Annotated in this window: 16 protein-coding genes; 11 read left to right on the forward strand and 5 right to left on the reverse strand. The window is 74.0% G+C overall.

Annotated elements, in window-relative coordinates; translation table 11 throughout:
• Positions 1 to 3: 3 nt before the first annotated feature.
• The 7 genes from WME89_RS16030 (at position 4) to WME89_RS16060 (ending at position 10,721) form a co-directional block, all read left to right on the forward strand.
• Positions 4 to 2,157 (forward strand): chemotaxis protein CheA, encoded by a 2,154-nt coding sequence (locus WME89_RS16030; protein ID WP_438010013.1) that lies wholly within the window; start codon positions 4 to 6, stop codon positions 2,155 to 2,157.
• Positions 2,154 to 2,588, forward strand: a complete 435-nt coding sequence (locus WME89_RS16035) for a chemotaxis protein CheW (RefSeq protein WP_438010014.1) — start codon at positions 2,154 to 2,156, stop codon at positions 2,586 to 2,588. The genes WME89_RS16030 and WME89_RS16035 overlap by 4 nt, the downstream gene beginning before the upstream one ends.
• Positions 2,578 to 5,115 carry a methyl-accepting chemotaxis protein gene (locus tag WME89_RS16040; RefSeq protein ID WP_438010015.1) on the forward strand — a complete coding sequence of 846 codons (2,538 nt, stop codon included), beginning with the start codon at positions 2,578 to 2,580 and terminating at the stop codon, positions 5,113 to 5,115. The genes WME89_RS16035 and WME89_RS16040 overlap by 11 nt, the downstream gene beginning before the upstream one ends.
• Positions 5,112 to 7,472, forward strand: coding sequence for a HEAT repeat domain-containing protein (locus WME89_RS16045; protein ID WP_438010016.1), 2,361 nt, complete (start codon positions 5,112 to 5,114; stop codon positions 7,470 to 7,472). The genes WME89_RS16040 and WME89_RS16045 overlap by 4 nt, the downstream gene beginning before the upstream one ends.
• Before the next feature lie 10 nt (positions 7,473 to 7,482).
• Positions 7,483 to 8,313 (forward strand): CheR family methyltransferase, encoded by an 831-nt coding sequence (locus tag WME89_RS16050; protein ID WP_438010017.1) that lies wholly within the window; start codon positions 7,483 to 7,485, stop codon positions 8,311 to 8,313.
• On the forward strand, positions 8,310 to 9,347 hold the full coding sequence (cheB, locus tag WME89_RS16055) for a chemotaxis-specific protein-glutamate methyltransferase CheB (protein WP_438010018.1): 1,038 nt from the start codon (positions 8,310 to 8,312) through the stop codon (positions 9,345 to 9,347). The genes WME89_RS16050 and cheB overlap by 4 nt, the downstream gene beginning before the upstream one ends.
• Before the next feature lie 141 nt (positions 9,348 to 9,488).
• A complete protein-coding gene (locus WME89_RS16060; protein ID WP_438010019.1) occupies positions 9,489 to 10,721 on the forward strand; it encodes a PAS domain-containing protein in 1,233 nt (410 codons plus the stop codon).
• Here WME89_RS16060 and WME89_RS16065 read toward each other — a convergent pair.
• Together WME89_RS16065 and WME89_RS16070 are read right to left on the reverse strand one after the other, a co-directional pair.
• Positions 10,706 to 11,917: a putative sensor domain DACNV-containing protein gene (locus tag WME89_RS16065; protein ID WP_438010020.1), complete on the reverse strand. Its 1,212-nt coding sequence runs from the start codon at positions 11,915 to 11,917 to the stop codon at positions 10,706 to 10,708. The two genes, WME89_RS16060 and WME89_RS16065, sit on opposite strands and share 16 nt — an antisense overlap.
• A gap of 165 nt (positions 11,918 to 12,082) precedes the next feature.
• The gene (locus WME89_RS16070) at positions 12,083 to 13,000 is read right to left on the reverse strand and encodes a Ku protein (protein WP_437626095.1); all 918 of its coding nucleotides are present in this window, start codon (positions 12,998 to 13,000) and stop codon (positions 12,083 to 12,085) included.
• 257 nt (positions 13,001 to 13,257) lie between these two features.
• Between WME89_RS16070 and WME89_RS16075 the strand changes: the two genes are divergently transcribed.
• On the forward strand, positions 13,258 to 13,857 hold the full coding sequence (locus WME89_RS16075) for a cysteine hydrolase family protein (protein ID WP_438010021.1): 600 nt from the start codon (positions 13,258 to 13,260) through the stop codon (positions 13,855 to 13,857).
• A gap of 150 nt (positions 13,858 to 14,007) precedes the next feature.
• On the opposite strand, the gene WME89_RS16080 is transcribed toward WME89_RS16075, so the two are convergent.
• The 3 genes from WME89_RS16080 to WME89_RS16090 all read right to left on the reverse strand — a co-directional run bounded on the left by WME89_RS16080 (position 14,008) and on the right by WME89_RS16090 (position 20,564).
• The gene (locus WME89_RS16080) at positions 14,008 to 14,553 is read right to left on the reverse strand and encodes a DUF3341 domain-containing protein (RefSeq protein WP_437666279.1); all 546 of its coding nucleotides are present in this window, start codon (positions 14,551 to 14,553) and stop codon (positions 14,008 to 14,010) included.
• A 22-nt stretch (positions 14,554 to 14,575) separates the two neighbouring features.
• Positions 14,576 to 15,181, reverse strand: coding sequence for a BON domain-containing protein (locus WME89_RS16085; RefSeq protein ID WP_438010022.1), 606 nt, complete (start codon positions 15,179 to 15,181; stop codon positions 14,576 to 14,578).
• Between the two features lie 211 nt (positions 15,182 to 15,392).
• Entirely contained in the window at positions 15,393 to 20,564 is a 5,172-nt protein-coding gene (locus WME89_RS16090) for a sigma 54-interacting transcriptional regulator (RefSeq protein WP_438010023.1), read from the reverse strand.
• Between the two features lie 125 nt (positions 20,565 to 20,689).
• Between WME89_RS16090 and WME89_RS16095 the strand changes: the two genes are divergently transcribed.
• The 3 genes from WME89_RS16095 to WME89_RS16105 all read left to right on the forward strand — a co-directional run bounded on the left by WME89_RS16095 (position 20,690) and on the right by WME89_RS16105 (position 24,067).
• Positions 20,690 to 21,418, forward strand: coding sequence for a hypothetical protein (locus WME89_RS16095; RefSeq protein ID WP_438010024.1), 729 nt, complete (start codon positions 20,690 to 20,692; stop codon positions 21,416 to 21,418).
• Positions 21,419 to 21,552: 134 nt separating this feature from the next.
• Entirely contained in the window at positions 21,553 to 22,680 is a 1,128-nt protein-coding gene (locus WME89_RS16100; protein WP_438010025.1) for a Kazal-type serine protease inhibitor family protein, read from the forward strand.
• Between the two features lie 175 nt (positions 22,681 to 22,855).
• Positions 22,856 to 24,067, forward strand: coding sequence for an MFS transporter (locus WME89_RS16105; protein ID WP_438010026.1), 1,212 nt, complete (start codon positions 22,856 to 22,858; stop codon positions 24,065 to 24,067).
• The last annotated feature ends 307 nt before the right edge of the window (positions 24,068 to 24,374 follow it).

Below are 24,374 nucleotides of genomic sequence, written 5' to 3' on the forward strand. Positions count from 1 at the left end.
TGGATGAGCGACGCGCTCGACGTCACCGAGTTCGTCGCCGGCTACCTCGTCGAGGTGGAAGAGCACCTCTCCGCGTCGACCGCGAACCTCCTCACCGCCGAGGCGGCCCTCCGCGCCGGGGACTCGAACCCCAAGGCGACCCGGGAGCTCTTCCGCTCTCTGCACACGATCAAGGGCCTCTCCGCCATGGTCGGCGTGGAGCCGGTCGTGGACATCGCCCACGCGATGGAGACCGTGCTCCGGGCGGCGGACCGGGCGGCGGGGAGGCTCTCCGCCGCGTCGATCGAGGTGCTGCTCCGCGGGCTCCGGGCCATCGAGGAGCGGATCCGGGCCCTCGCCAACAAGCAGCCCGTGCCGCCCGCGGCGCCCTCGCTCCTCGACGCGCTCGCCGCGCTCGACGTCGCCGCCGCGCCGTCGCCGCCCGCGCCGACGATCAGCGCCGACCCAGAGATCCTCGCGAAGCTCGGGTCGAGCGAGCGCGTGCAGCTCGCGCAGGGGGTGGCGGGTGGGCGGCGCGCGCTGCGGGTCGACTTCGTCCCGTCGCCGGCGCGCACGGCCGAGGGGCTCAACATCACGAGCGTCCGCGAGCGCGTCGGCAAGCTCGCGGAGATCGTCAAGGTCGTCCCGCTCTCGGTCCCGGCGACCGACAGGGCCCCGGGCGGGATCGCGTTCGCGCTCCTCGTCCTCACGAGCGCGTCGGACGAGGAGCTCGCGCGGGCGGCGGCGGCGGACGTCATCCGCCCGCTCACCGTGGCGCCCCCAACCCCGCTGGCCGTCGCCGAGCTGTCCGAGCAGGAGCTGGACGAGCCGGCGGAGCGGGAGCCTCAGCTCCGCGGCGTCGTGCGCGTCGAGGTGGCGCGGCTCGACGACGCCCTCGACAAGCTGTCGGCGCTCGTCGTCGCGCGGTTCCGGCTCGCCCGGGCGGCCGCGGACCTGCGCGCCCGCGGCGTGGACGTCCGCGACCTCGCCGAGATCCTCCGCGAGCACGACCGCCAGCTGCGCGACCTCCGCGGCGCCATCATGCGCGCGCGCATGATCTCCGTGACCGAGCTCCTCGAGCGCGTGCCGCTCGTCGTGCGCGGCCTCGGCCGCACCACGGGCAAGGAGGTCCGGATCGAGATCGACGCCGGCAAGGCGGAGCTCGACAAGGCCGTCGCGGAGCGCATCTTCCCGGCGATCGTGCACCTGCTCCGCAACGCGGTCGATCACGCCATCGAGACGCCCGCCGAGCGGCGCCGGCTGGGCAAGCCCGAGGAGGGCGTCATCCGGGTCTCCTGCTTCGAGCGCTCGAACAACCAGCTCGAGCTCAGCGTCGCCGACGACGGCCGCGGCATCGACCGCGCGCAGGTGGCGAGGCGCGCCGGCCGCCCCGCGCCCGAGACCGACGCGGCGCTGCTCGACCTCATCACCCTGCCCGGGCTGTCGACGCTCGACCTGGCGACGAAGACCAGCGGCCGCGGGCTCGGGATGGACATCGTGCGGCGCATCGCCGTGGAGCAGCTCGGCGGCGAGCTCTCCGTGAGCACGGCGCGTGGCGCCGGCACCACCTTCACCCTGAGGGTCCCGCTCACGCTCACCATCGTCGACGCCTTCTCGTTCCTGTGCGGTGATCAGGCTTTCGTGACGCCCGTGGCGGGCGTGGAGGAGGTCATGGAGATCGATCTGGCCCGGATCTTCCGCGGCCCGGCCCCGGGCCGCGCCCGGGGCGCCGCGGAGCTGCCCGCGCTGGGCCGCGCCCGGGGTGTGGCGGCGCTGCCAGCCCCGCGCGGCCACGGCGGGACCGCGCTGCCCGCGGCGCCGCCGCCTGGCCGCGCGCGGGGCGGGACGGAGCTCATCGAGCGCCGCGGCGAGGTCGTGCCGATCGTCGACCTCGGCGCCCTCTTCGAGCTCGGGGACGCCGGCGCGAGCAGGGCGCTCCTCGTGCGGCGCAACGGCGCGCCCTTCGCGTTCGGCGTGACCCGCGTGCTCGGCCAGCAGGAGGTGGTCGTCCGGCCCCTCGAAGACCCGCTCGTCAAGGTGCCGGGCGTGAGCGGCTCGACCGATCTCGGCGACGGGCGCCCCACGCTCGTCCTCGACCTCGTGACGCTCAGCGGCCGCCTCTCTTCTGGCAGCGGCGGCGGCGGTGGCCAGCCGGGCCTCGTGCGGGTGGCCTCATGAGCCTGCACGTGGTCCTGAAGGTGGCGGACACCGAGTACGTCATCTCCGCGGCCGAGGTGCTCCACATGGAGTCGTTCACCGGGGCGACGCGGGTGCCGGGGACGCGCCCCTACGTCAGCGGGCTCATCCAGATCCGGGGCCGCGTCGTGCCCGTCATCGACCTGCGCGCGCGCTTTGGCCTGCCGACGATCGAGCCCACGCTGGACTCGCGCGTCATCGTCGTCCAGAGCGGAGGGCGCACCGTGGGCCTCCTGGTCGACAGCGCGCGAGAGGTCGTCAACATCGCCGCCGAGGAGCTCCGCCCGCCCCCCGAGGTCATGGCGGAGGAGAGCGCCGGCTTCGTGAGATCGGTCGCGAAGCTCGGGAAGCGGTTCGTCATGCTCGTCGACGTCGGCAGGATCATCGGTGAGGAGCAAGATCATGGCAGCTGATGCAATCGCGGACATCGACGGGGCGCTCGCGCAGGCAGAGCAGGCCGAGCGCTCGCTGCGGCAGGCGATCGCGACCGCGGCGGGCGTCGAGCAGGCCGCCGCGCGGATCGCCGCCCTGGGCGCCGAGCACGCCGCCACCGGCAAGGAGCAGGGGGCTGCGGTGGGGGCGCTCGCGGGCGAGCTCGAGGAGGCGGGGGCGGCGGCGCAGGCGCTCGCCCGGTCAGGGCAGCGGATCAGCGGCGCCCTCGGCGAGGTCGCGCAGGGCCTCGACGCGACCTCGAGCGGGCTCGGCGCCCTCTCCCCCGCGCTCGCCGCCGTGAAGAGCGACGCGGACACGCTCGCCGAGTCCTCGGAGACCACCGCGGCGGCGCTCGAGGAGATCGCCCGCTCGGTGAAGGCGGTGAGCACCAGCGCGGAGGAGCTCGCTTCCTCCAGCGAGGAGCTCCTCGGCTCGGTCTCGGTCATGAGCGCGGCCGCGGACGAGGCGGCGAACCGCGGCGCGAGCAGCGCCTCGGCGCTCGAGCAGATCGCGGCCACCATCGAGGAGATGTCGAAGGGCATCGGCCGCCTCTCGGTCGACGCCCGGGAGGTGGGGGCGCAGATCACGACCATCGCCGGGGCCGCCACGGGCGTGACGGGCTCCCTCAACCGCGTCGCGAAGGACACCACCGAGATGGCGAGCGCGGTCGAGGAGACCGCCGCGACCGCCGAGCAGATGGCGCGGACGATCCGCGGGGTGGCGGAGAGCGCGAGGGCCCTCGACTCGAGCGCCTCGGCGACCGCGAACACGATCACGGAGATCGCGAGCTCGGTCGAGGAGGTCGCGGCCACGGCCGAGAAGAACGCGGCGACGATCGAGGGGAACGCGGTCGCGGCCGAGGAGCTCGCGCGGACCGCGCAGCAGGTCGCGCAGGGCGCCGAGCAGATCAGCGCCCTGGCCGCCAGCAACGCCGCCGCCTCGTCGCAGGTCGAGACCTCCACGCGGCGGATCGTCGCCATCGTCGAGACCGCGCGCACGACCGCGGAGCAGGGCGTCGCGACCGCCCGCCTGGGCGCGTCGACGGTGGGCAGGTCCATCGCCGGCCTCGGGAGCATCCGGCAGGCGATGGTCGACTCCGCGTCGGTCATGAAGGAGATGGGGAAGCGCGCCGAGGAGATCGGCGACATCGTCCAGACGATCAACCTGATCGCCGATCGCACGAACCTCCTGTCGCTCAACGCCAGCATCGAGGCCGCGCGGGCAGGGGAGCACGGACGGGGCTTCGCCGTCGTCGCCGAGGAGATCCGCAACCTGGCGGACCGGGCCGCCGTCTCGAGCGCCGAGATCGCGAAGATCGTCCGCGCGCTCCAGGGGAGCGCCCGGGAGGCGGTCGCCGCCTCGACCGAGGGCGTGAAGGTCGCCGACGAGGGCACCCGGCTCGCGGGCGACGCCGAGCAGGCGCTCGGCAGCATCCTCCAGGGGGTCGAGGAGCTCGGCCGCTCGATCCGCGAGATCGACCGAGCGAACGCCGATCAGGTGCAGACGGTGGGCTCGCTGGCGCAGACCGCGGCGCGCATGAGCGACGAGGGCAAGGCGATCGCGCGCTCCGCGGCCGAGCAGACCAGGGCGGTCCAGGCGCTCGCGCAGGGCAGCGCCGAGATGCGCCGCATGGCCCGGCAGACCAAGGAGGCGACCGCCGAGCAGGCGCACGCGCTGCGCGACGCCGTGAAGGTCAACGCGCAGCTCACCCAGAGCGCCGAGCGGGTGTCGCGGGCGATGGACGAGCAGGCGGCGGGGGCGGCCCAGCTCGCGAAGGTCGCGGCGCAGATGCGCTCGCTGACCAGCCAGACCAGCACCGTCATGGCCGAGCAGACGCGCTCCCTGGCCAGCATCACGGCGCTCACGCAGGACGTCGCCGGCGCGGCGCAGCGGATGGTCGCGGGGCTCGCGGAGCAGGCGGGCGGCGCGGCCGAGGTGGCGCGCACGATGGATGACATCCGGAAGCTGTCCGCCCAGTCCGCGCGGGGGACCGGCGACCAGGCGCGGGCGGCGAAGCAGCTCGAGTCCTCGGCCCGCCAGGTCGCGCGGCTCGCGGCCCTGGTGACCGCCGCGGCGGCGGACCAGAGCAAGGCGACGTCGGCCCTCGTCAAGGAGGGCGAGGCCGTGCGCCGCATCGCCCGGCAGACGGCGCGGGCGGTGACCGATCACGTCGGGACCGTCGCCGCGCTGGCGTCGGGCACGAGCCGCCACGCGACGGCGCTCCAGGCCGTCACCGGGTCGGCCTCGGAGCACGCGGCCCGGAGCGAGCAGCACGCCGCCTCGCTCACCCGGCTGCGCGATCCGCTGCGCGATCTGCTCGCCGCCCTCGCCAAGCAAACGAGAGACTCCGGGGCGGTCGCGACCGACGCCGGCTACGTGCTGGAGCAGGTCAGCAAGATCCGGCACGCGAGCGCCGAGCACGTGGACACGATCGCCGGCGTCTCCGCCGCCGTCGTGCACCTCAGGGCGAACGGGAAGCAGCCCCACGCGCCGCCGGAGCCCGCGTGACCTCTCGGCGGCCCCCGCTCGCCCTCTCGGAGCCCGAACGGCAGCGCGTCGAGCAGGTCGATCGCCTCGCCGCCTCCGGGAGCCCGGGGGTGCCCGGGCTCATCGAGATGCTGGCCGACCCGAGCTGGAGCGTGCGGCGGGCCGTCGTCGCCTCGCTCGCCGCGCTCGGCGGCGCCGCGGCCCATGCCCTCTGCGATAGCCTCGGCGCGCGGCGCGACAGCGAGGCGCGCATCGCGGCCACGGTCGACGCGCTCGTCGCGTCGCTCGCCGACGTCGACGGGCCCGTGCTCGCGCTGACCCGGGATCCCCGCGCGGCGATCGTGGCCGACGCGGCGCAGATCCTCGGCCGGCGCGGCAGCACGGGGGCCGTGTCCCGGCTCGCGGAGCTCACGTCGCACGACGACGACAACGTGGCGGTCGCCGCGATCGAGGCGCTCGGCCGCGTCGGCGGCAGGGCGGCGGTCGACTCGCTCGTCGGGGCCGTCACGAGCGGGAACTTCTTCCGTGTCTTCCCCGCGATCGACGTCCTGGGCCGCAGCGGCGATCCGCGCGCGATCGGCCCGCTGTCGTCGCTCCTCGACGATCCGCGGTACCTCCTCGAGGCGGCGCGGGCGCTCGGCCGCACCGGCAGCCGGAGCGCGGTGGCGCCGCTGGTACGCCTGATCGGGCGCCCGAGCGACGCTGTCGCGCGCGTCGCCGCGGTGGCGCTCGCCGAGCTGCGCGAGCGGTACCGCGAGCGCTACGGCACCGCCGAGCCGATCGACGAGGCGCTCCGGAGCGAGGTGCTGGCGCCGGGCGCGGCGCGGCGGCTCTCCCACAGCCTCGCCGGGTCCGACCCCGGCGAGCAGGCCATGATCTGCAGCGTGCTCGGCGCGATCGGGGGCGAGGACGTCCTCCTCGAGCTGACCCGCCTGCTCGACGCCGATCTCCCGGTGGCGAGCGCCGCGGCCGAAGCGCTCGGCCGGCTGTCGCGGAGCGCGGACGTCCGGGTGCTCGCGGCGCTGCGCGACGGCGACAGCGCCCGGAGGCTCCTGCTCCTGCCGCTCGTGCGGGGCGCCGCGGCGGCGGCCGACGTCGAGGGGTGCCTCGCCGATCCGGACCCGGAGGTCCGCGCGGCGGCGTGCGACGCGCTCGGGCGCATCGCGGAGCCCCGCTCGGCGCGCGCGCTGTTCCCGCTGCTCGACGACCCGAACCCCCGCGTGGTGCACGCCGCGATGACGGCGATCCAGTGCCTGGGCGGCGCGGAGGTCGAGGCGCTCGCGCTCTCGGCGGCGCGCGAGGGGACGCCCGCCATGCGGCGGAGCGCGCTCCGGATCCTCGCCTACTTCGCGCCCCCCTCGGCGCTGCCGATCTTCATCGACGGCCTCCGCGACCCCGATCTGCGGGTGCGCGAGCGGGCGATCCACGGGCTGGCGAGCTGCGCGGAGCCCGGGGCGATCGAGGCGCTCGTCGCCGTGGCGGCCGACCCTTCCGGGCGGGCCCGCGCCGTGGCGATGCGGGCGCTCGGCCAGACATCGCAGCGCGACGCGCGCGTGATCGAGGCGCTCCTCGCCGGGCTCCGCGACGAGGACGCCTGGGTCCGCTACTACGCCTGCCAGTCGCTGGGGAAGCTCGGGTGGGAGGCGGCGGCCGGGGCGATCGCCGAGCGGCTCCGCGACGAGAGCGGCCAGGTGCGCGTGGCGGCCGTCGAGGCGCTGTCGGGCATCAAGGGCGACCTGGCGCTCGCGGCGCTCGAGGAGGCCGCGCGCGAGAGCGACACCGACATGCGGCGCTCGGCGCTGATCGGGCTCGGCATCGCCGGGCGGGAGGCGTCGCTGCCGACGCTGCTCGGCGCGCTCTCGTCCCCCGACGTGGCGACCCGGCTCGTCGGCGTCTCCGCCGTCTCCGGCTTCTCGTCGCCCGAGGTCCTGCCCGTTCTCGTGCGCGCCGCGGGCGACGCGGACGAGAGCGTGCGCGCCGCGGCGACCAGCTTCATCGCGGGGCGGCCCGGGGTCGAGGCGACGCGGAGCCTCATCGCGCTGCTCGTCTCCTCGCGGGCGCCCGCCCCGCTGCTCGCCGCGCTGGCGACGCCTCTGCCCGGGCGCATCGACGGGATCCTCGAGGCGCTGGCGACGGCGGACGACGAGCTCGCGCCGCTCCTGACCGCGGCGCTCGCGCGGATGCGGCTGCCCGAGGCGCACGCCGCGCTCCTCCAGGCGCTCCGGCTGCCGCGCGCGCCGGCGCGCAAGGCGGCGGCCACGACGCTCGCCGCGGTGGCCACGCGAGAGGCCTTCGCGGCGGTCGAGCACGCCTCGCGCACCGATCCGGACCCGGAGGTGCGGCGCGTGTCCGCCTCCGTCCTCTCGCAGTGGGTATGAGGGAGTGGTCATGACGAGCCGCCTCCCCATCTCCCCGCAGATCTTCGCGATCTTCACCGCGCTCATCACCGAGAAGATCGGGATCCACTACGACGCGGGGGATCGCGAGCTGCTCGGCGACAAGCTCTCCGTGCGCGCCCTCGAGGTCGGCTTCGACTCGCTGCTCGACTACTATTACTTCCTCCGCTACGACCCGGCGGGCGCGGCCGAGATCGAGGCGCTGACCGACGCGCTCGTCGTGAGCGAGACGTACTTCTTCCGCGAGCTCGCGCAGCTCGACGTCACGATCACGGAGTTCATCGCGCCGCGCGTGGCCGCGGGGGGGCGGCCGCGGATCTGGTCGGCGGCCTGCGCGAGCGGGGAGGAGCCGCTCACGATCGCGATGCTCCTGGCCGAGCGCGGCCTGCTCGACAAGGTCGAGCTCGTCGCGAGCGACATCAGCGCGCGGGCGCTCGCGCGAGCGCGGGCCGGCGTGTTCGGGCCGCGCGCGCTCCGGAGCAACGCCCCGCCGCCGGCGTTCGCCGCCCGCTGGCTCCAGGTGGCGCCCGACCGCATCACCGTGAGCGCGGAGCTCCAGCGGGCGATCGACTGGCGGCGGATCAACCTGCTCGACGCGACCGAGGTCGCGGCGCTCGGGCACTTCGACGTCATCGTCTGCCGCAACGTGCTCATCTATTTCCACGACAACACGGCGCGGTGGGTGGTCAGCAATCTGGCGGGGGCGCTCGTGGCGGGCGGGGTCCTCCTGGTCGGGGTCTCCGAGTCGCTCCTGCGGCTCGGCACCGCGCTCTCCTGCGAGGAGCGGGGTGGCGTATTCGTCTATCGGAAGGCAGAGCGATGACTGTGTCTCCCATCCGCGTGCTGGTGATCGACGACTCCGCCTTCGTGCGCAAGGTCTTGCGGCAGGTCCTCGGGGCGAGCTCCTCGATCGAGGTCGTCGACACGGCCATGGACGGCCTGGACGCGCTGGAGAAGATCGCGCGCTACAAGCCGGACGTCATCACGCTCGATCTCGTGATGCCGAACCTCGACGGCATCGGCGTGCTCGCGGCGCTGCCGCGCGAGGGCGCGCCGCGGGTGATCGTGGTCAGCAACGCCGAGGCGGACAGCGAGCTCGGCGTCAAGGCGCTCCAGCAGGGCGCGATCGACCTCGTCGAGAAGCCGACGTCGCTCGCGACCGACCGCCTGTTCGAGCTCTCGGACGAGCTGGTCCGCAAGGTGATCGCCGCGGCCGGGGCGAAGGGCCCGCGTGCGGAGCCTCGGCCGCTGCCGCCGCCCCCTCCGCCTGCCGTGATCCCCGCGCCGGCGCGCACGCAGGTCGTCGTGATCGGCACGTCGACAGGCGGCCCTCAGGCGTTGACGCGGCTGCTCACGGCGCTGCCCGGCGGTCTCCCGGTCCCGGTCGTCGTCGCGCTGCACATCCCCCCTGGCTACACGGAATCGCTGGCGCGCCGTCTGGACGAGGCGAGCGCGATCTCGGTCGTCGAGGCCTCGGACGACCTCCAGCTCCGGCCGGGGCTCGCCGCCATCGCGCGCGGGGGGAGGCACCTCGAGGTCCGGCGGCAGCTGGAGCGCGCCAGCGTACGCTTCGCGCAGGCATCCACCATGTCGCTGTACTGCCCGTCGGTGGACCTGCTCTTCGCGAGCGCCGCCGCCGAGTTCGGGTCGGGCGTCCTCGCGGTCGTGCTCACGGGCATGGGGGACGACGGCCTGGAGGGCTCTCGCGCGATCCACAAGGCGGGCGGGAGGATCCTCGCAGAGGCCGAGTCGTCCTGCGTCGTTTATGGCATGCCCCGCCGCGTCATGGAGGCCGGGCTCGCCGTGGCCGAGGCGCCCATCGACGAGATGGCGGCGGCGATCCTGCGCCACCTCTGAGCTGCGCCGCGCGCCAGACCGGCTGTGCCCTCGCCCCGCGGCACCTCGCTGCACGGCGGAGGTGCGACGTGGGAGCCATCGCGCCGAGGCGTCACGGCGCTTGATCGAACAGGCCTTTACCTTTTACGATGGCGGATCATCATGGGACTACCATCATCCGCCACCCAGGTCAGGTCCACCGAGAGCGATAGAGTCGCGGTTGCGTCGGTCGAGCTCCTGGAGCGGGCTCCTTTCGCGGTCATCCGTCACGACGCCGAGCTCGTCGTCACCGGCTGGAACGAGGGCGCCGCGCGGTGCTTCGGCTTCAGCGAGGAGGAGGCCCTCGGCCGGAGCATCGCCGAGCTCCTCTTCTCTGACGATCAGGCCGGGGCGTGGCGTCGTGCCCTGGCGGACGGTGAGCCGCGGGTCTTCGATTGCCTGAAGAAGGGGGGCGGCACGCTCGCGTGTGAGTGGCGCAATCAGTCAGTAGTCGCCGGCGAGGGGGAGCGGTCGATGTCATGGATCTGCATGGGGCTGCCTGTCCCGGGCCAGAGCCCCCGCAATCCCACGGTCGAGGAGCGCGTCCTCAGCGTCGTCCTCAATTCGCTCCCCATCGCGATCTGGGCTGTCGATACAGAGGGCACTTACCTCTTCCACGACGGCATGGGGGTCGATGTCACGGGCGTGCAGCGCCGATCGTGGCTCGGCCAGAACCTCTGGCAGCTCTGGGGCGACCACGAAGGAGCGCGGGAGACGCTGCATCAGGTCAAGGCGGCCATGCACCAGAAGCAGAGCACGCACGCCGTGGCGTCCGCCATGGACCGCTGCTGGGAGAGCTGGTGTGTCCCGGATCTGAACGAGCGCGGCGAGGTCCAGGGCGTCATCACCGTGACGCTCGACGTCACCGAGTCGAAGAGCGCCGAGGGCGAGCTGCGCACGAAGCTCGAGCTGATCCAGCGCCAGCAGCGGCTCATCCAGCAGCTCTCCACGCCGATCATCCGGGTGTGGGACGGCGTGCTGACCGCCCCCCTCGTCGGCGTCGTCGACAGCGCGCGCGCCTCCGAGCTCATGGATAGCCTGCTCGGCGAGGTGAGCCGCTCGGGGTCGCAGTACGCCATCATCGATCTCACCGGCGTCGACATCGTGGACACGCAGACCGCGGCCTACCTCATCGACCTCGTCCGGGCCATCCGCCTGCTCGGCGCCGAGGCCGTCATCACCGGTATCCGCGCGACCGTCGCCCAGACGATCATCTCGCTCGGCGTGGATCTCTCCGGCATCCCGGTGCACACGAACCTTCGCTCCGGCCTCCAGCACTGCATCCAGCAGATGGCGCGGGAGGGGCGCCCCGCGCGGGAGCGCGCGGCCCCGGCGCCCCGTCACAGCGGCCAGTAAACGACCTTCCCCTCGAGCTCCTGGAACGTGGCCGCGAGGCCGTCCTGGGAGACGATGAACGCGATCCGCTCCGGATACCCCGCCACGAACGCCGCCGCCGCGCGGTGCCGGGTGCCTCGCGCGTCGAGGCACCAGCTCGCGTCCATCCGCTGATCGGGCGTCGCGGCGAAGATCTCGGAGATGATCGTCTTCGACGGGGGAAGCTTCGCGCCGAACGCGAGCACGTCGAGGGCGTGGCTCATCACCACCGCGCCGTCGACGGTCGTCAGCCGGACGATCAGGTCGAGCAGCCGGTGGACGCGATCGGGGCTCGTCCGCGCGCGCTCCGGGTCGCGCGCCTCTCCCGGCGACGCCGGCGCCTTCCCGGGCGCCTGCCGCGGATCGAGCGCCAGCTGAACCCCGCGCGCCTCGGCGATGTCCAGGATGGTCGAGCCGAGGCACAGGGCGGGATCCAGCCGCTTGACCTCGGTGTCGAACGGATTCCCCTCCTCGCCGAAGAGCTGCGGCAAACCCTCGCCTGGCCCCAGGATCGCGAGGAGCCCTCCGCGCCCGAGCTCGACCATCCCCTCCACGACGCGCAGGAGGTAGTTGCGCACGTGTCGGATGAGCGGCCTGGTCTGGTCCCCGCAGAGGGTCCTCTCGATGGAGTCCAGCTGGGGGCGGTGCTTTGGCATCCACGTGCGCAGGGCGCCGCGCTCGTAGCGGACGATCTCCCACTCGCCGCGGTACACGGCCACGACGCCCGGCTTCGGGACGACGACGCGCACGAGCTGATCGATATCGAAGGCATGCCGGCTGTGCGGCGTCGCGATGCCGGCGATCACGAGCGAGCCCTCGCACGGCACGACGGAGAGGAACGAGCGCGGCCACGCGCACGCCGAGGCCAGGTTGGCCACGTGCTCCACGTCGAACGGCACGGTGGACCCGAAGCGCACGAGATCCCAGGCGGGCCCGCCGGACTCGAGGTCGGCGGGGGCCCCCGCGAAGACGATGCCGACCGGGTTGAGGCGCCCCTCCTCGGTCGCCATGGACGCGAAGAACATCGTCTCGATCAGCTGGGTCAGGACGTCCGCCGAGAGGGCCGGCGCGCCGTGAGCGTCCCTGGGCGTGAGCACCAGCCTGTGCGCCGTGAGCTGGGACTGCCCCTCGAGCTCGAGGAACGCTGCCGTGACGTCCGCAGGATACTTGGGGCGCATGAGCTCGATATACCATCCTGGGCGCCCCCGGTCAGCCCGGCCGGCCGCCTGCGAACGCTCGCGAACCCCGGAGAGCTGCGCGACGCGAGGCAGCAGAGAGGCCGATTTCCTCGGTCGCCTCTGCTCCTCGCGCCGGGCGCGTCCTCGTGTCTGGCGCCCAGGGCGCTACGCGGCCCGGCGAGAGCCGCTCTTCCGCTTCGGAGTGTCTGTCTTGCGCACCTTCGGGCTGGATTCGCTGGGCTCCTTGTCGTCGTCGTTCGCGGCCTTCCCGCCCTTCTGGCCGAGGCTCTTCTTGAGCAGCGCGATGAGGTCGACCGTGCCCGTATCGCGGCGCTTCTCCTCCTCCTCGGCGGGCTCCGCGGGCGTCGTGGTCTGGCCGGACTTCACCTTCTTCTCGATGAGCTTCATCACGTCGTCGCGGTACTCATCCTTGTATTTCTCCGGCTTCCACTCCGTGGCCATCTCGGCCACGAGCCGCTCGGCCATCTCGAGCTCCCGCTTGCCGAGCCCCTTCCCCTCGGCGTCCATCTCGGGCAGATCGAGCTCCTCGTCGGTGCGGAGCTCGTGCGCGAACCGGAGCAGGTTCAGCACGAGCGCGCGGCCGCGCGGCCGCACCGCGGCGATGTGCTCGCGCGTCCGGATCACGACCTTGGCGATCCCGACCTTGCCCGTCTTCCGCAGCGCCTCGCGCAGGAGCACGTACGCCGTCATCGGGGACTTCTTCTTGTTCTGCGACGCGGGGGCGAGGTAATAGGGCTTGTCGTAGTACATCGGGTCGATCTCGGACTCATCCACGAAATCGAGGATGTCCACGGTCTGCGTCGCCTCGACGTTCGCGCGGCGCAGGTCCTCGTCGGACATCACGACATACTCGCCCTTCTCGTACGGATAGCCGCGGACGATGTCGTCCCAGCTCACCGGCTCCCCCGTCTCCCGGTTCACGCGCTCGTAGCGGATCGGCGTCATGTTCCGCTTGTCGAGCTGCGTGAAGTGGAGCTCGTTGGGCTCCTCTGCAGGGTAGAGGGCCACCGGGATCTGCACGAGGCCGAAGCTGATACTCCCTTTCCAGATGCTGCGCGGCATGCGCTCTCCTTCCTACCCAGAGTTCCTACCCAGAGGTCCGTTCGCGGTGTGTCACCGGCAGCAATGCAAGCCAGCGGCCGACGGCCCGAACCGGCCGTTCCAGCGCTTCGCGCCCGCAGCGGCCGCCCCACCCGGTCCCGATGTCGCGTTTCGCCACAGCGGGCTGCGCGGCGTGACGACTGCTGCCCCGCTCGCCCGTGATCGCGGGACGATTGCTGCCCCGCTCGCCTGTGATCGCTGTATAACGAACAGCCAACATGCCGCGTCGGACCCATGACCTGCACGGAGCTGCGCCGGACAACAGCCGGACGGCGCTGCTCCTCATAGACGTCATCAATGACCTGGACTTCCCGGAAGGCGACCGGCTGCTCGCCCATGCGCTCCCGATGGCGCACCGCATCCGAACGCTGAAGCAGCGGTGTCGCGATGCAGGCATCCCCGTCGTCTATGTGAACGACAACTTCGGCCGGTGGCAGTCCAACTTCCACCGGCAGATCGAGCACTGCCTGGAGGACGGCGTGCGCGGCCGGGAGATCGCGGCGCTGCTGCGGCCTGGAGAGGAGGACTACTTCGTGCTCAAGCCCAAGCACTCGGGCTTCTACGGCACCACGCTGGAGATCCTGCTCGAATCCCTCGGCGTGCAGACGCTCATCCTCACCGGCATGGCGGGGAACATCTGCGTCCTGTTCACGGCGAACGACGCCTACATGCGCGATTACCGGCTGCTCGTCCCCTCGGACTGCATCGCGTCGGAGGGCGAGGAGGACAACGCCTATGCGCTGCGCCAGATGCAGCGCTTCCTCAAGGCCGACATCACGCCATCTGACGAGATCGACCTCGAGCAGCTGCCCGCCTGACGCCGCTGGGGGGGTGCAGCGTCGGGCGGGCAGCTCCGCGAGGTCGACCCAGAGCAACTGCCCGCCTGACGCCGCCAGGGGGGCCGGGCGCCGGACGGGCAGCCGCTCTCGGTCACGTCTTCTTCAAGGGTCAGACCTGGCGCGCCGCGCTCAGGCCAGCGCCTTGTCCTTCGTCGAGAGGCCTTCCTCGGTGAGGACGGCGATGTCGGTAGCGCCGCCGCGCTCCAGGACCTGCTTGGCCAGCGAGCGCTCGTTGCTGTTCTCCACGTGGACCGAGATCAGGATGTTGCCGCCCTTGATCTTGCCCTCGTACTGCTTGGCCTCCACCTCGGGGATGCCGAGCCCGATCAGGGCGCCGGTCACGCCGCCGAGCGCGGCGCCGGCCGCGGCGCCGCTCAGCGCGGCCATGATCGGCCCGGCCGCGATGAACGGCCCGAGCCCGGGGATGGCGAGCGCGCCGATGCCGGCGAGCAGGCCGATGGTCCCGCCGAGCGCGCCGCCCGCGCTGGCGCCGGCCGTCGCGCCCTCGGGCGCCTTCGTGTTCTTCTCGTGCGCGAAGTCCCGCGTCCCGTGCTTGTCCGGGAACAGCGCCGAGATATCGCTGGTCAGGAACCCGGCGCGCTGTAGCTCGCCGACGATGATGTCTGCCTGAGCGAGCGTGCTCACGAGGCCCAGAACCGCTTTCTTCGTTGTCATGGTGTCTTCCTTTCGGACTGGTTCAATCAACGTCAATTTCGAGCTGGTTATCGACCTTCTGCACGCCCGGGATCCCCTGTGCGATCGCGGCGATGTCGGCCTTCTCCTTGTCGCTCTTCACCGGGCCGCGCAGCGTGACGACCTGCCCGTTCGTGATGATCTTGACGTTCTTGGCGTTCATCGACAGCGTGTCGTTCGCGACCACCGCCTGGCGGATCTTCTGGGTGATCGTGCGGTCGGTCTCGTTCTCGCCCTGATCCCCGGGGGTCAGCGCGGCGGGATCGCGATCGCGATCGTTCTTGTCCGTGTTGTCGGCCGCCGCCGGCGTGGGGTTGTTCGCCCGCTGGGCGACCTCGCCAGGCACGGTCGCGGTGTTGTTGTCTGAACGAGACGTGCCCTCCGCTCTGTCGCAGCCGACCGCGGCAGCTACCGAGAGAGACATAGCGAGGAAGAGTTTCGCAGTGTTCATGTCCCGACGCCTCAGCAAGGTCCGGGCCACCACCGGCAAATAGCGTCCGTCCGTGCGCTGCTGTGGCCGGGGCGGATCATGATGTTCCTCACTTCGGGTAACGAGATGCTCTTTTCCGCGCTGCATCGTGGAAGGCTCATCCGTCGAATCGATCGCCACGCAAGGCGGCAACCGGGCTCATGCCTCCCTTCATGGCGGACCGCCCCAGGTGGGGCGAACTGCCCCGTGCAGGCACGGCCAAGATCAGGAGAATCGGTCATCTCGGACGAAATGGCCTCATCCCGTGTGCGCCTCTGACGGACACGTGAACAGCGCCCGACGCTGGCGCTCGTCATGGCCTGCTCGTTCGTTCGCTGCGCGACGCTGAGGGTCAGTCCTCGCGGGCGCTGGTCGGGCGCTCGATCCCGAGCCGCCGCAGCTTCCGGTAGAACGTCGCCCTGGACATCCCCGCCTCGCGCGCGGCCTGCAGCGCGTTCCATCCGGTCCGCTCGAGCGCGCCGAGCAGCGCGGCGCGCTCGTCGCGCGGGGACCTCGGCGTGCCGCGGCCGCCGCCGTCGCGGGCCCGGGGCAGGTCGACGTCGTCGGGGCCGATCTTGCGGCCGTCACAGAGCACGACGGCCTTCGTGATCACGTTCTCCAGCTCGCGCACGTTGCCGGGCCACCGGTGCTGGCCGAGCCGCCGCAGCGCCTCGCGGGAGAGCAGCGGGGCCGGGCGGCCGAGCTGCTCGGCGGCGCGGCGCACGAAGTGGAGGGCGAGCTCCGGCAGGTCCTCCAGCCGGTCGCGCAGCGGCGGCAGCCGGATCTGGACCACCGCGACGCGGTAGTAGAGATCCTCGCGGAAGCGCCCGCGCGCCGTCTCGGCGAGCAGATCGCGGTTCGTCGCGCACACGAGGCGGAAGTCGACGCGCACGGCCTCGGCGCTGCCGACCGGGCGCACCTCCCGCTCCTGGAGCACGCGGAGCAGCTTCGCCTGCACCTCGAGCGGCATCTCGCCCAGCTCGTCGAGGAACAGCGTCCCGCCCCGCGCCGCGACGACGAGGCCGGTCCGGTCCCTGTCGGCCCCCGTGAACGCGCCGCGGACGTGCCCGAAGAGCTCCGACTCGAGCAGCGCCGCGGGGAGCGCGGCGCAGTTGATCCCCATGAACGGCCCGCCCTTGCGTGGGCCGGCGAAGTGGATGGCGCGCGCCACGAGCTCCTTGCCGGTGCCGCTCTCGCCCGTCACGAGCACGCTGACCGGCGTGTCGACCACGCGGTCGAGCGTCGCGAACATCGCGCGGAGCGCGGGGCCGCGCCCCACGATGGCGCCGTAGTCGTAGCGGTGCTCCAGGGCCTGCTGGCGCACGAGGACCTCCTCCTGGAGGCGGTCGATCTCGGCGGCCTGTCCGCGCAGCAGCTCCTCGACGCGGCGCCGCTCGGCCTCGAGCTCCGTGGTGCGGCGGCGCAGGTCCTCGACGAGCCGCGCGTTGCGCAGCGCGAGCGCGACCTGGTCGGCGAAGGCGAGGAGCAGGTCGACGTCCTCGGGGGCGAAGCGGGCGCGCCGGAAGCGGTTGTCGAGGTAGAGGGCGCCGAGCACGCCGTCCGGCGAGCGGATCGGCACGGCGATGACGGACCTGAGCCGCATCGCGTGCACCGACGCGTGCTCGCGGAAGCGCTCGTCCTCCTGCGCGTCGACGGTGACCACGGGCTCCTGGGTCGCGATCGCGCGCTCGGCGATGCTGTAGCTGAACTTGAGGTGGCTCCTGCCGACCTTCTCCCGGTCGACGTTGCGCGCGACGGTCACGCGGAGCTCGCCGCCCTGCTGCTCGAGCAGCAGGAACCCGCGCTCCGCGGCCGTGAGGTCGATCGCGGCGTCCATGGCCATGGCGAGGATGTCGGCGATCTCGACGGAGGAGTTGAGCTTGCGGAACACCTCGAGCAGGCGCTCGAGCTTGGCGGCGCGCCCGGACGCGGGCTGCGCCTGGGCCTCGGTGCTCCCTGGCGGCGGCGCGGCGTCGGCTGGCGCGGGGCGCGCGGCGCGGCGGCGGGGGTGCGTCCAGAAGGCGTGCTGCAGCGCTTCTGGCAGCGAGCGCGCCATGGCGGTCCAGGCGGCGGTCGCGCGTGCCCGCTGCGCTGCCGCGGCGTCGGGCGCGCCGGCGAGCTCCTCGGCGTCGGCGAGCGCCAGGCGTACGTCCGCGACGAGATCCGGCTGCGCTGCGCGCTCGGCGAGCCCGAGGGCGCGCTCGAGGAGCTCCCGGGCCGCGGCGAGGTCCCGACCCAGGTTGGCGTCGGCCCGACCCAGGTTGCCCTGACCCAGGTTGGCGTCGGCCCGACCGAGGTTGGCGTCGGCCCGACCCAGGTTGCCCTGACCCAGGTTGGCGTCGGCCCGACCCAGGTTGGCGTCGGCCCGACCCAGGTTGGCGTCGGCCCGACCCAGGTTGGCGTCGGCCCGACCCAGGTTGGCGTCGGCCCGACCCAGGTTGCCGCCGCCCTCGCCGAGGTTGCGCTCGCCCTCGCCGAGGTTGCCGTCGTCGTCGCCGCCCTCGAGCAGCGCGAGCCGCCCCTCGAGCAGCGCGGCGCGCGCCCCGAGGTCGGGCGCCTCCCGGACCGCGCCGTGCTCGCGCGCCCGGGCCAGCGCCGCGCGCGCCTCGCCCAGCGCGCCGCGCGCCAGGTGCGCCCGGCACAGCTCGAGCTCCTCCTCCACGACCTCCCGCTGCGCGCCCTGCGCCTCGAACCCCCGCCGCGAGCGCTCGAAGCACCGCGCGGCTTCCTCGGCGTCGCCGGCCGCGAGCGCGCAATCCCCCAGCACGGACGCCGCCGCCGCCGCGAAGAACGGCGCCCCCCGCCGCGCCGCCTCCGCCTCCACGCGCGACGCCACGCGGGCCGCGCGCTCGAACGCCCCCACGTCGGCCCAGAGCTTCGCCAGGTCGAAGTCGAGCACGAGCACCAGGTCGGCCTGGCCCAGCGCCGAGGCGAGCCGGGCGCCGCGCTCGTAGGCGGCGAGCGCCTCGCCCAGCTCGCCCGACTGGTGGCACGCCGTACCCACGTTGAGGCTGCAGCGCGCGACGAGGTCCCCGAGGCCGTGCTCCTCCGCGGTGGCGAGCGCCTGCCGGTAGCCGACGAGCGCCGCCTCGACCTCCCCGGCGCGGAAGGCGTCGATGGCCTGGTACGACAGCGCGCGCACGAGCGCCCGCGGCGCGCGCCTGTCGCGGTGCAGCCCGGCCGCGAGCCCGAGGTGCAGCCCGGCGAGCCGGCGCTCGCCGAGGTAGCTCGCCGCCACCCCCACGTCCTCGTGCAGGCTCGCGAGCACCTCCGGGTCGTCGCAGCAGGCGAGCGCCGGCTCGGCGCGGGCGCGCGCCTCCGCGTGGGAGCCGAGCCGCAGCAGCGCCCGGCTCGCCAGGTCGGCCAGGCCCGCCCGCTCGCGCGGCGTGAACGCCGACGACGCCCCGGCGTCCCCCGCCTCCCGCTCGGCCCCCTCGGCCCCCTCGGCCCCCTCGGCCTCCTCGAGCCGCGCCAGCGCCCCGGTCGGGTCGCCCAGCTCGAGCAGGCACGCGCCCAGCCGGACGAGCGCCTGCCCCCGCCGCGCGCCGACCCCCGCGTCCTGCCCCGCCGCGAGCAGCTGCTCCAGCACCTCGCGCGCCCGCGCCGCGCGGCCGCCGCGCTGGAGGGTCGACGCGATCTCGAGCAGCGTCTCCGCCGCCGTCGCCGCCTCGAGCAGCGCCTCCGCGGCCGCGGCCCACCGCCGCGGGTCCGCGTCGCGCTCGGCCCGGCGCGCCAGGAACAGGCGCTCGGCGGCCCCCGCGTCGCCCGACAGGGCGAGGTGCAGCACCTGCTGCTCGACCCGCGCCGGGTACGCCCCGGCGACCCGCGCGTGCGCCGCGCGCACCGCCTCGCCCCCGAGCGCCTCCAGCAGGGCGGCGATCGGCCCGGCGCGCGTCAGCGTCCAGCCCCCCGCGGCGCGGGCGGCGACGCCGCGGGCCGCGAGCTCGGCCAGGTGCGCCACCGGCAGCCCGAGCGACGGCAGCTCCTCGTCGGCGACCGCGCCGCCCTGCACGGCCAGCGTCGCCACGGCGTCGCGCAGCGTCCCCCGCAGCCCCCGCAGCCGCAGCGCGTAGCGCGCGCTCGCCCCGGGCGTCGTCGCGTCGAGCCCCGCGACGTCGCCGCTCTCCGCGACCCGCCCCGCGGTCACCACGAGGTCCGCGGGCCACCCCGCGCTCGCGCGCAGCACGGCCTCGGTCGCGTCGCCCAGGCCGATGTCGTCCATCCAGCGCTGCACCGCCTCGCGCCCGAGCGGCGGCAGCGCGACCTCGCGCGCGCTCTGCCCCGCCTCGGCGGCCACGGCGGCGAGCGGCGCCCGGCCGCCCCCGTGCGGGATGCGCTCGGCCGCGAGGAGCAGCACCGGGTCCTCGGGGCCCAGCAGGCGGACCAGCGCCTCGAGCATCTCCCGGTCCGCCCCGCACACCTCGTCCGCGTCGTCGAGCACGAGCACCAGCGGCTCTGCCCCCGCCCCCGACCGACCGCGCGTCAGGCGCTCGTGCGCGCGCAGGGCGCCGAGCGCCCCGGCCGGCAGCCCCTCCTCGCCCGTCGCGCGGCCGAGCATCGACGCCACCGGCGCGCCGGCCCGGGCGAACCCCTCGACGGCCTCCATCCGGAGCTCGGCGCTCCACTTCGCCTCGCGCAGGAGGCGGCTCTTCCCGCAGCCGGGCTCCCCGGCGATCACGCACAGGCGCGGCCCGCGCTCGCCCCGCTCGAGCGCCGCGAGCGCCTCGGCCACGGCGCGCATCTCCGCGTCGCGGCCGACGAGGTGGGGCGGCTCCGGCGGCGGCGGGGCCAGCGCGCGCGGCGACGCGCCCACCCAGTCGAGTACCTCGCCCGCGTCGGCGGGCCGGTCGCGCGGCTCGGGCCGGACGAGGCGCTCGGCCAGCGCGGCGATCGCCTCCGGCAGCGGCTCCGCCAGCAGCGGCGCGATCGCGCCGAGGGTGCGGCCGAGCGAGAAGAGATCCGCGCGGCCGTCGGCCGGCTCGCCGCGGATCACCTCCGGCGCGAGGAACCCCTGGGTGCCCGAGACGCCGCCGTCGGGCCGCGCGCCGACCCGCGCCGCGCACGACAGATCGATCAGGACCGCGCGCCCCGAGGCGCCCACGAGGATGTTGGCCGGCTTCACGTCGCCGTGCCGGATGCGCGCGCGGTGGAGGAAGCGCAGGGCGTCGAGCACGTCCACGATCGCGGCCCGCACCTCCTCGAAGCGCCGGCCTGTCACGTACTCGTCGAGGGGCGCCCCGAGCACCGCCTCGGAGGTGAAGTAGAACCGCGGCTCTCCGGTTTCCCGGAGCATGCCGAAGTCGTGCACCCGGACGAGGTGGGGGTGGAAGAGGCCCGCCAGCATCCTGAACTCGCCGCGGAACGCCGCCCGCTCCGCGCTGCGCGCGCGCCCGAGCAGCTTGAGACAGATGTCGCGCCCGAGCGCCTCGTCGCGCGCGAGCCACGCCGTGGCGAGGCCGCCCCGCCCCAGCGGGCGGATCAGGCGGTAGCGGCGGGCGACGAGGGTTCCCTCGGCGGGGCTCACGTGCACAGTGTATCACCGATGTGCCACCTGAGACAGTGAGACACTAAATGAGACACCTGTGCCTTGGATTTCGCGCTGATTTCCGAATCTTTTCCTTCGGCATTGCCCTTGCTGAAGGGGAAGGCATGGCGACGGCGACGCGGACGACAGCCAGAGACGGAGACCGGCGGGGCGCGGTCGTGGCGCTCCTCGCGGTGCTCCTCGGCGGCTGCGTCGTGAGCCCGCAACCGAGCCCGCCGGTCCGCGATCCGATCGTGGTCGGCGAGCTGGTCGGGGTGAACGGGGAGTTCGGGATCCTGCGGGACCAGATCTCCGTCGAGGGCCGGCCTGGCGCGGTCGCGCCGGCGGAGGGCTTGATCGTCGTGACGAACCTCGACACGACGGACGCGCCGGTGCTCGGGGAGGTGAACGAGGACGGAAGCTTCCTCGTCACCGTGACCGCCTCGACGGAGAACATCCTGCGGGTGCAGGTGAAGCAGGGCCAGCGCCGTTCGAGGCCGGTGGACCTGCTGCTCGACGCGTCGCCCGCCGGCTCCACGCTGCGGATCCTCGATCACCTGCCCTGCCTCGAGATGGAGCCCGAGGCGTGGGTCACCGTCGAGGGCGGCGCCCGCGACATCGTCGTCCGCAACACGTGCGCCGACGACGTCTCCATCGAGGCGCCGCGCCTGCGCCGCGAAGGCGGGCCGTTCAGCGTCAGCCCGGAGGCGGCCTTCGTGGTGCCGTCGGGCGAGTCCACCCTCGTCACCGTCCGCGCGGACGGCGGCGGGGTCGAGCGCGAGGACGTGCTGTTTCTCGACGTGACGGCGCCCGAGCCCGGTCGCCGCGCGCTGACGCTCACGCTCCCCGACTAGACCGGCCGGGGAGGCGACATCGGATCACGCGCCGCGCTCGCGCTCGGCGCCAGGGGCCCCTCCTCGGGAGGGGAGGGGCTCGCTCGTGTCTTTCGCCTCGCCGGCATCGGCGGGGCCTTTGTTGGAGGAACATCATGAACGTTCAGAATCGTATCAAGAGCAGCCGTATCGGTTCCGTTCTCTGGCTCGCGCTCTCGATGATCCCGCTCACCGTGGGCTGTCAGGTGGACGTGGTCGACGGGACCGCCGACACCGACACCGACTCCGGCTCCGAGGAGGTGAGGGGCGGCGGCGGGCACGAGGGGCGCGCCTGCGGCGGCCTCCTCGGCCTCAGCTGCAAGCGCGGCTTCTTCTGCGACTACGAGCTCGAGGCCATGTGCGGCGCGTTCGACCAGACGGGCACCTGCGAGCGCGTCCCCACGGCGTGCACGAGGGAGTACAACCCGGTCTGCGGCTGTGACGGCGAGACGTACGGCAACGAGTGCGAGGCGAACGCGGCGGGCGTGTCGATCTCGTCGCTCGGCGAGTGCGCGCCTCCCCCCGAGCAGCTCTGCGGGGGCTTCGCCGGCCTGGCGTGCGACCGCGGGTTCTTCTGCGACTACGCGCCTGAGGCCCAGTGCGGCGCGGGCGACCAGACGGGCGTCTGCGTGCCCACGCCCGAGGCGTGCACCGAGGAGTACAACCCGGTCTGCGGCTGCGACGGCAAGACGTACGGCAACGCGTGCGCCGCGAACTCGGCGGGCGTCTCGGTCGCGTCGCGCGGCGAGTGCGAGCCTCCCCCCGAGCAGCTCTGCGGCTCCCGCGGCGGCGGCGCGTGCGAGCCCGGGTTCTTCTGCGACTTCGCGCCGGAGGACGAGTGCGGCACGTTCGACGCGCCGGGCACCTGCGCGCCGATCCCGGAGGCGTGCACGTTCGAGTACAACCCGGTCTGCGGCTGCGACGGCAAGACGTACGGCAACGCGTGCGCCGCGAACGCGGCGGGCGTCTCGGTCGCGTCGCGCGGCGAGTGCGCGCCTGCCCCTGGGCAGATCTGCGGCGGCCTCGCCGGCTTCGCGTGCGAGCCCGGGTTCTTCTGCAACTACAGCCTGGATGCGATCTGCGGCGCGGCCGACCAGACGGGCACCTGCGACGTCATCCCGGAGGCGTGCACGGCGAACTACGACCCGGTCTGCGGCTGCGACGACCGGACGTACAGCAACGCGTGCGCCGCGCACCAGGCGGGCGTCTCGGTGGCGCTGCTCGGCGAGTGCCCCCGCGGGTGACGGGCGCCGCGGGGGCCGGCCGCGCCGCGTCGCACCCCGCGACGCGACGCGACTCGATAGCTCCCGCTCCTCTCCCTTCCTGATCAGGGGAAGCCGGACAGGCTTGTGCGATTGATGTGGGAGGGCACGCGGCGTATGCCTGCGCTGCCCTCCTTCTCCCATGCAGACCTCCTCCATGTCCTCGCCCGCGTCGCTGCGCCCCGGGCTGGTCTGGCTGATGGCGGCGGCCGCGGGCGCCACCGTGGCCAACCTTTATTACAACCAGCCGCTGCTCGCCGACATCGGCCGCGCCTTCGGCGCCCCAGCGGGCGGCTTGCTCGGGCTCGTGCCCACGATGACGCAGGTGGGCTACGCGGCGGCGATGCTCTTCCTCGTGCCGCTCGGCGACAGCCACGAGCGGCGGCGGCTCATCGTCGTGATGTCGCTGCTGGCGAGCGTGTCTCTCGTCGGCGCGGCGCTCGCGCCGGGGCTGCCGTGGCTCGTCGCCGCGAGCTTCGCGGTGGGCATCGCGAGCGTCGTGCCCCAGCTGATCTTGCCCTTCGCGGCGCAGCTCGCGCCGGACGCGCAGCGCGGGCGCGTCGTGGGCATGGTGATGAGCGGGCTCCTCATCGGCATCCTGCTGTCGCGCACGGTGGCCGGCTTCGTCGGCACGCACCTCGGCTGGCGGGCCGTGTTCTGGCTCGCGGCGGGGGTGATGCTCGCGCTGGGCCCGGTGCTGCGCCTCTCGCTCCCGGCGCAGCCGCCCGTCACGCCGATGCCGTACCTCGCTCTCCTGCGCTCGCTGGGGCGCCTCGCCCGCGACGAGCCGGTGCTGCGGCTGCACTCCGCGCTCGGCGCGCTCACGTTCGGCGCCTTCAGCGCGTTCTGGGCGACGCTCGCGCTCTACCTCGAGAGCCTGCCCGAGCACCACGGCCCGCAGACGGCCGGCCTCTTCGGCCTCGTCGGCGTGGCCGGGGCCGCCGCGGCGCCGCTCGTCGGCCGGTACGCGGACGTGCGCGGCGACCGGCGGATCAACGCCCTCGCGATCGCGGTGCTGCTCGCTTCCTTCGGGGTGCTGTGGCTGCTCGGGTGGTCGCTGTGGGGCGTCGCGCTCGGCGTGGTGCTGCTCGATCTCGGGGCGCAGGCCAACCAGATCTCGAATCAGGCGCGCGTCTATTCGCTCCGGCCCGAGGCGCGCAGCCGGATGAACACGATCTACATGACGACCTATTTCGTGGGCGGCGCGGCCGGGGCGTGGCTCGGCACCGCGGCCTGGACGCGCTGGGGGTGGGGCGGCGTTTGCGCGGTGGGCGGGGGCATGTCGGCGACGGCGCTGGCGCTGCTGTGGCTCTGGGCGGCGCGGGGGGCCCGCGGGCCACGCCGCCCCCTCGAGCCGGACCACGCATGACCAGCCGTGGCGCGACGTGGCCCGGTGTTGCCGGCCACGCCGCGATCTCGCCGAGGTGTTACCGATCGTAACGCGGCCTCGCCAACGAGACCATCCGCGCGTCTTGCGGCGGTGAAACGTGTAGGCCCTCGAATCCTCGTGTGGTACAGCAGAGTGCGCGTGTGAGGAGCAATGGCATCGACTCGCGCTCTCGCGCGCGCCGCCCGACACCGACGGCGGGCAACGCTGCCATCTGATTGAACTCTTTGACCGGCCCGGTAGCCGCATCACGCAGGGCGGAGATCCGTCTGGATCTGCCGATCTTGCT

Origin of the sequence: Sorangium sp. So ce321, from assembly GCF_051530195.1 — a bacterium.
Classification (GTDB): domain Bacteria; phylum Myxococcota_A; class Polyangia; order Polyangiales; family Polyangiaceae; genus Sorangium.

Excerpts from the sequence above, each read along its gene's own strand:
- WME89_RS16030 (WP_438010013.1), top strand. The coding sequence starts at position 4 with ATGAGCGACGCGCTCGACGTCACCGAGTTCGTCGCCGGCTACCTCGTC.
- WME89_RS16035 (WP_438010014.1), top strand. The coding sequence starts at position 2,154 with ATGAGCCTGCACGTGGTCCTGAAGGTGGCGGACACCGAGTACGTCATC.
- WME89_RS16040 (WP_438010015.1), top strand. The coding sequence starts at position 2,578 with ATGGCAGCTGATGCAATCGCGGACATCGACGGGGCGCTCGCGCAGGCA.
- WME89_RS16050 (WP_438010017.1), top strand. The coding sequence starts at position 7,483 with ATGACGAGCCGCCTCCCCATCTCCCCGCAGATCTTCGCGATCTTCACC.
- cheB (WP_438010018.1), top strand. The coding sequence starts at position 8,310 with ATGACTGTGTCTCCCATCCGCGTGCTGGTGATCGACGACTCCGCCTTC.
- WME89_RS16060 (WP_438010019.1), top strand. The coding sequence starts at position 9,489 with ATGGGACTACCATCATCCGCCACCCAGGTCAGGTCCACCGAGAGCGAT.
- WME89_RS16065 (WP_438010020.1), bottom strand. The coding sequence starts at position 11,917 with ATGCGCCCCAAGTATCCTGCGGACGTCACGGCAGCGTTCCTCGAGCTC.
- WME89_RS16070 (WP_437626095.1), bottom strand. The coding sequence starts at position 13,000 with ATGCCGCGCAGCATCTGGAAAGGGAGTATCAGCTTCGGCCTCGTGCAG.
- WME89_RS16075 (WP_438010021.1), top strand. The coding sequence starts at position 13,258 with ATGCCGCGTCGGACCCATGACCTGCACGGAGCTGCGCCGGACAACAGC.
- WME89_RS16080 (WP_437666279.1), bottom strand. The coding sequence starts at position 14,553 with ATGACAACGAAGAAAGCGGTTCTGGGCCTCGTGAGCACGCTCGCTCAG.
- WME89_RS16095 (WP_438010024.1), top strand. The coding sequence starts at position 20,690 with ATGGCGACGGCGACGCGGACGACAGCCAGAGACGGAGACCGGCGGGGC.
- WME89_RS16100 (WP_438010025.1), top strand. The coding sequence starts at position 21,553 with ATGAACGTTCAGAATCGTATCAAGAGCAGCCGTATCGGTTCCGTTCTC.
- WME89_RS16105 (WP_438010026.1), top strand. The coding sequence starts at position 22,856 with ATGTCCTCGCCCGCGTCGCTGCGCCCCGGGCTGGTCTGGCTGATGGCG.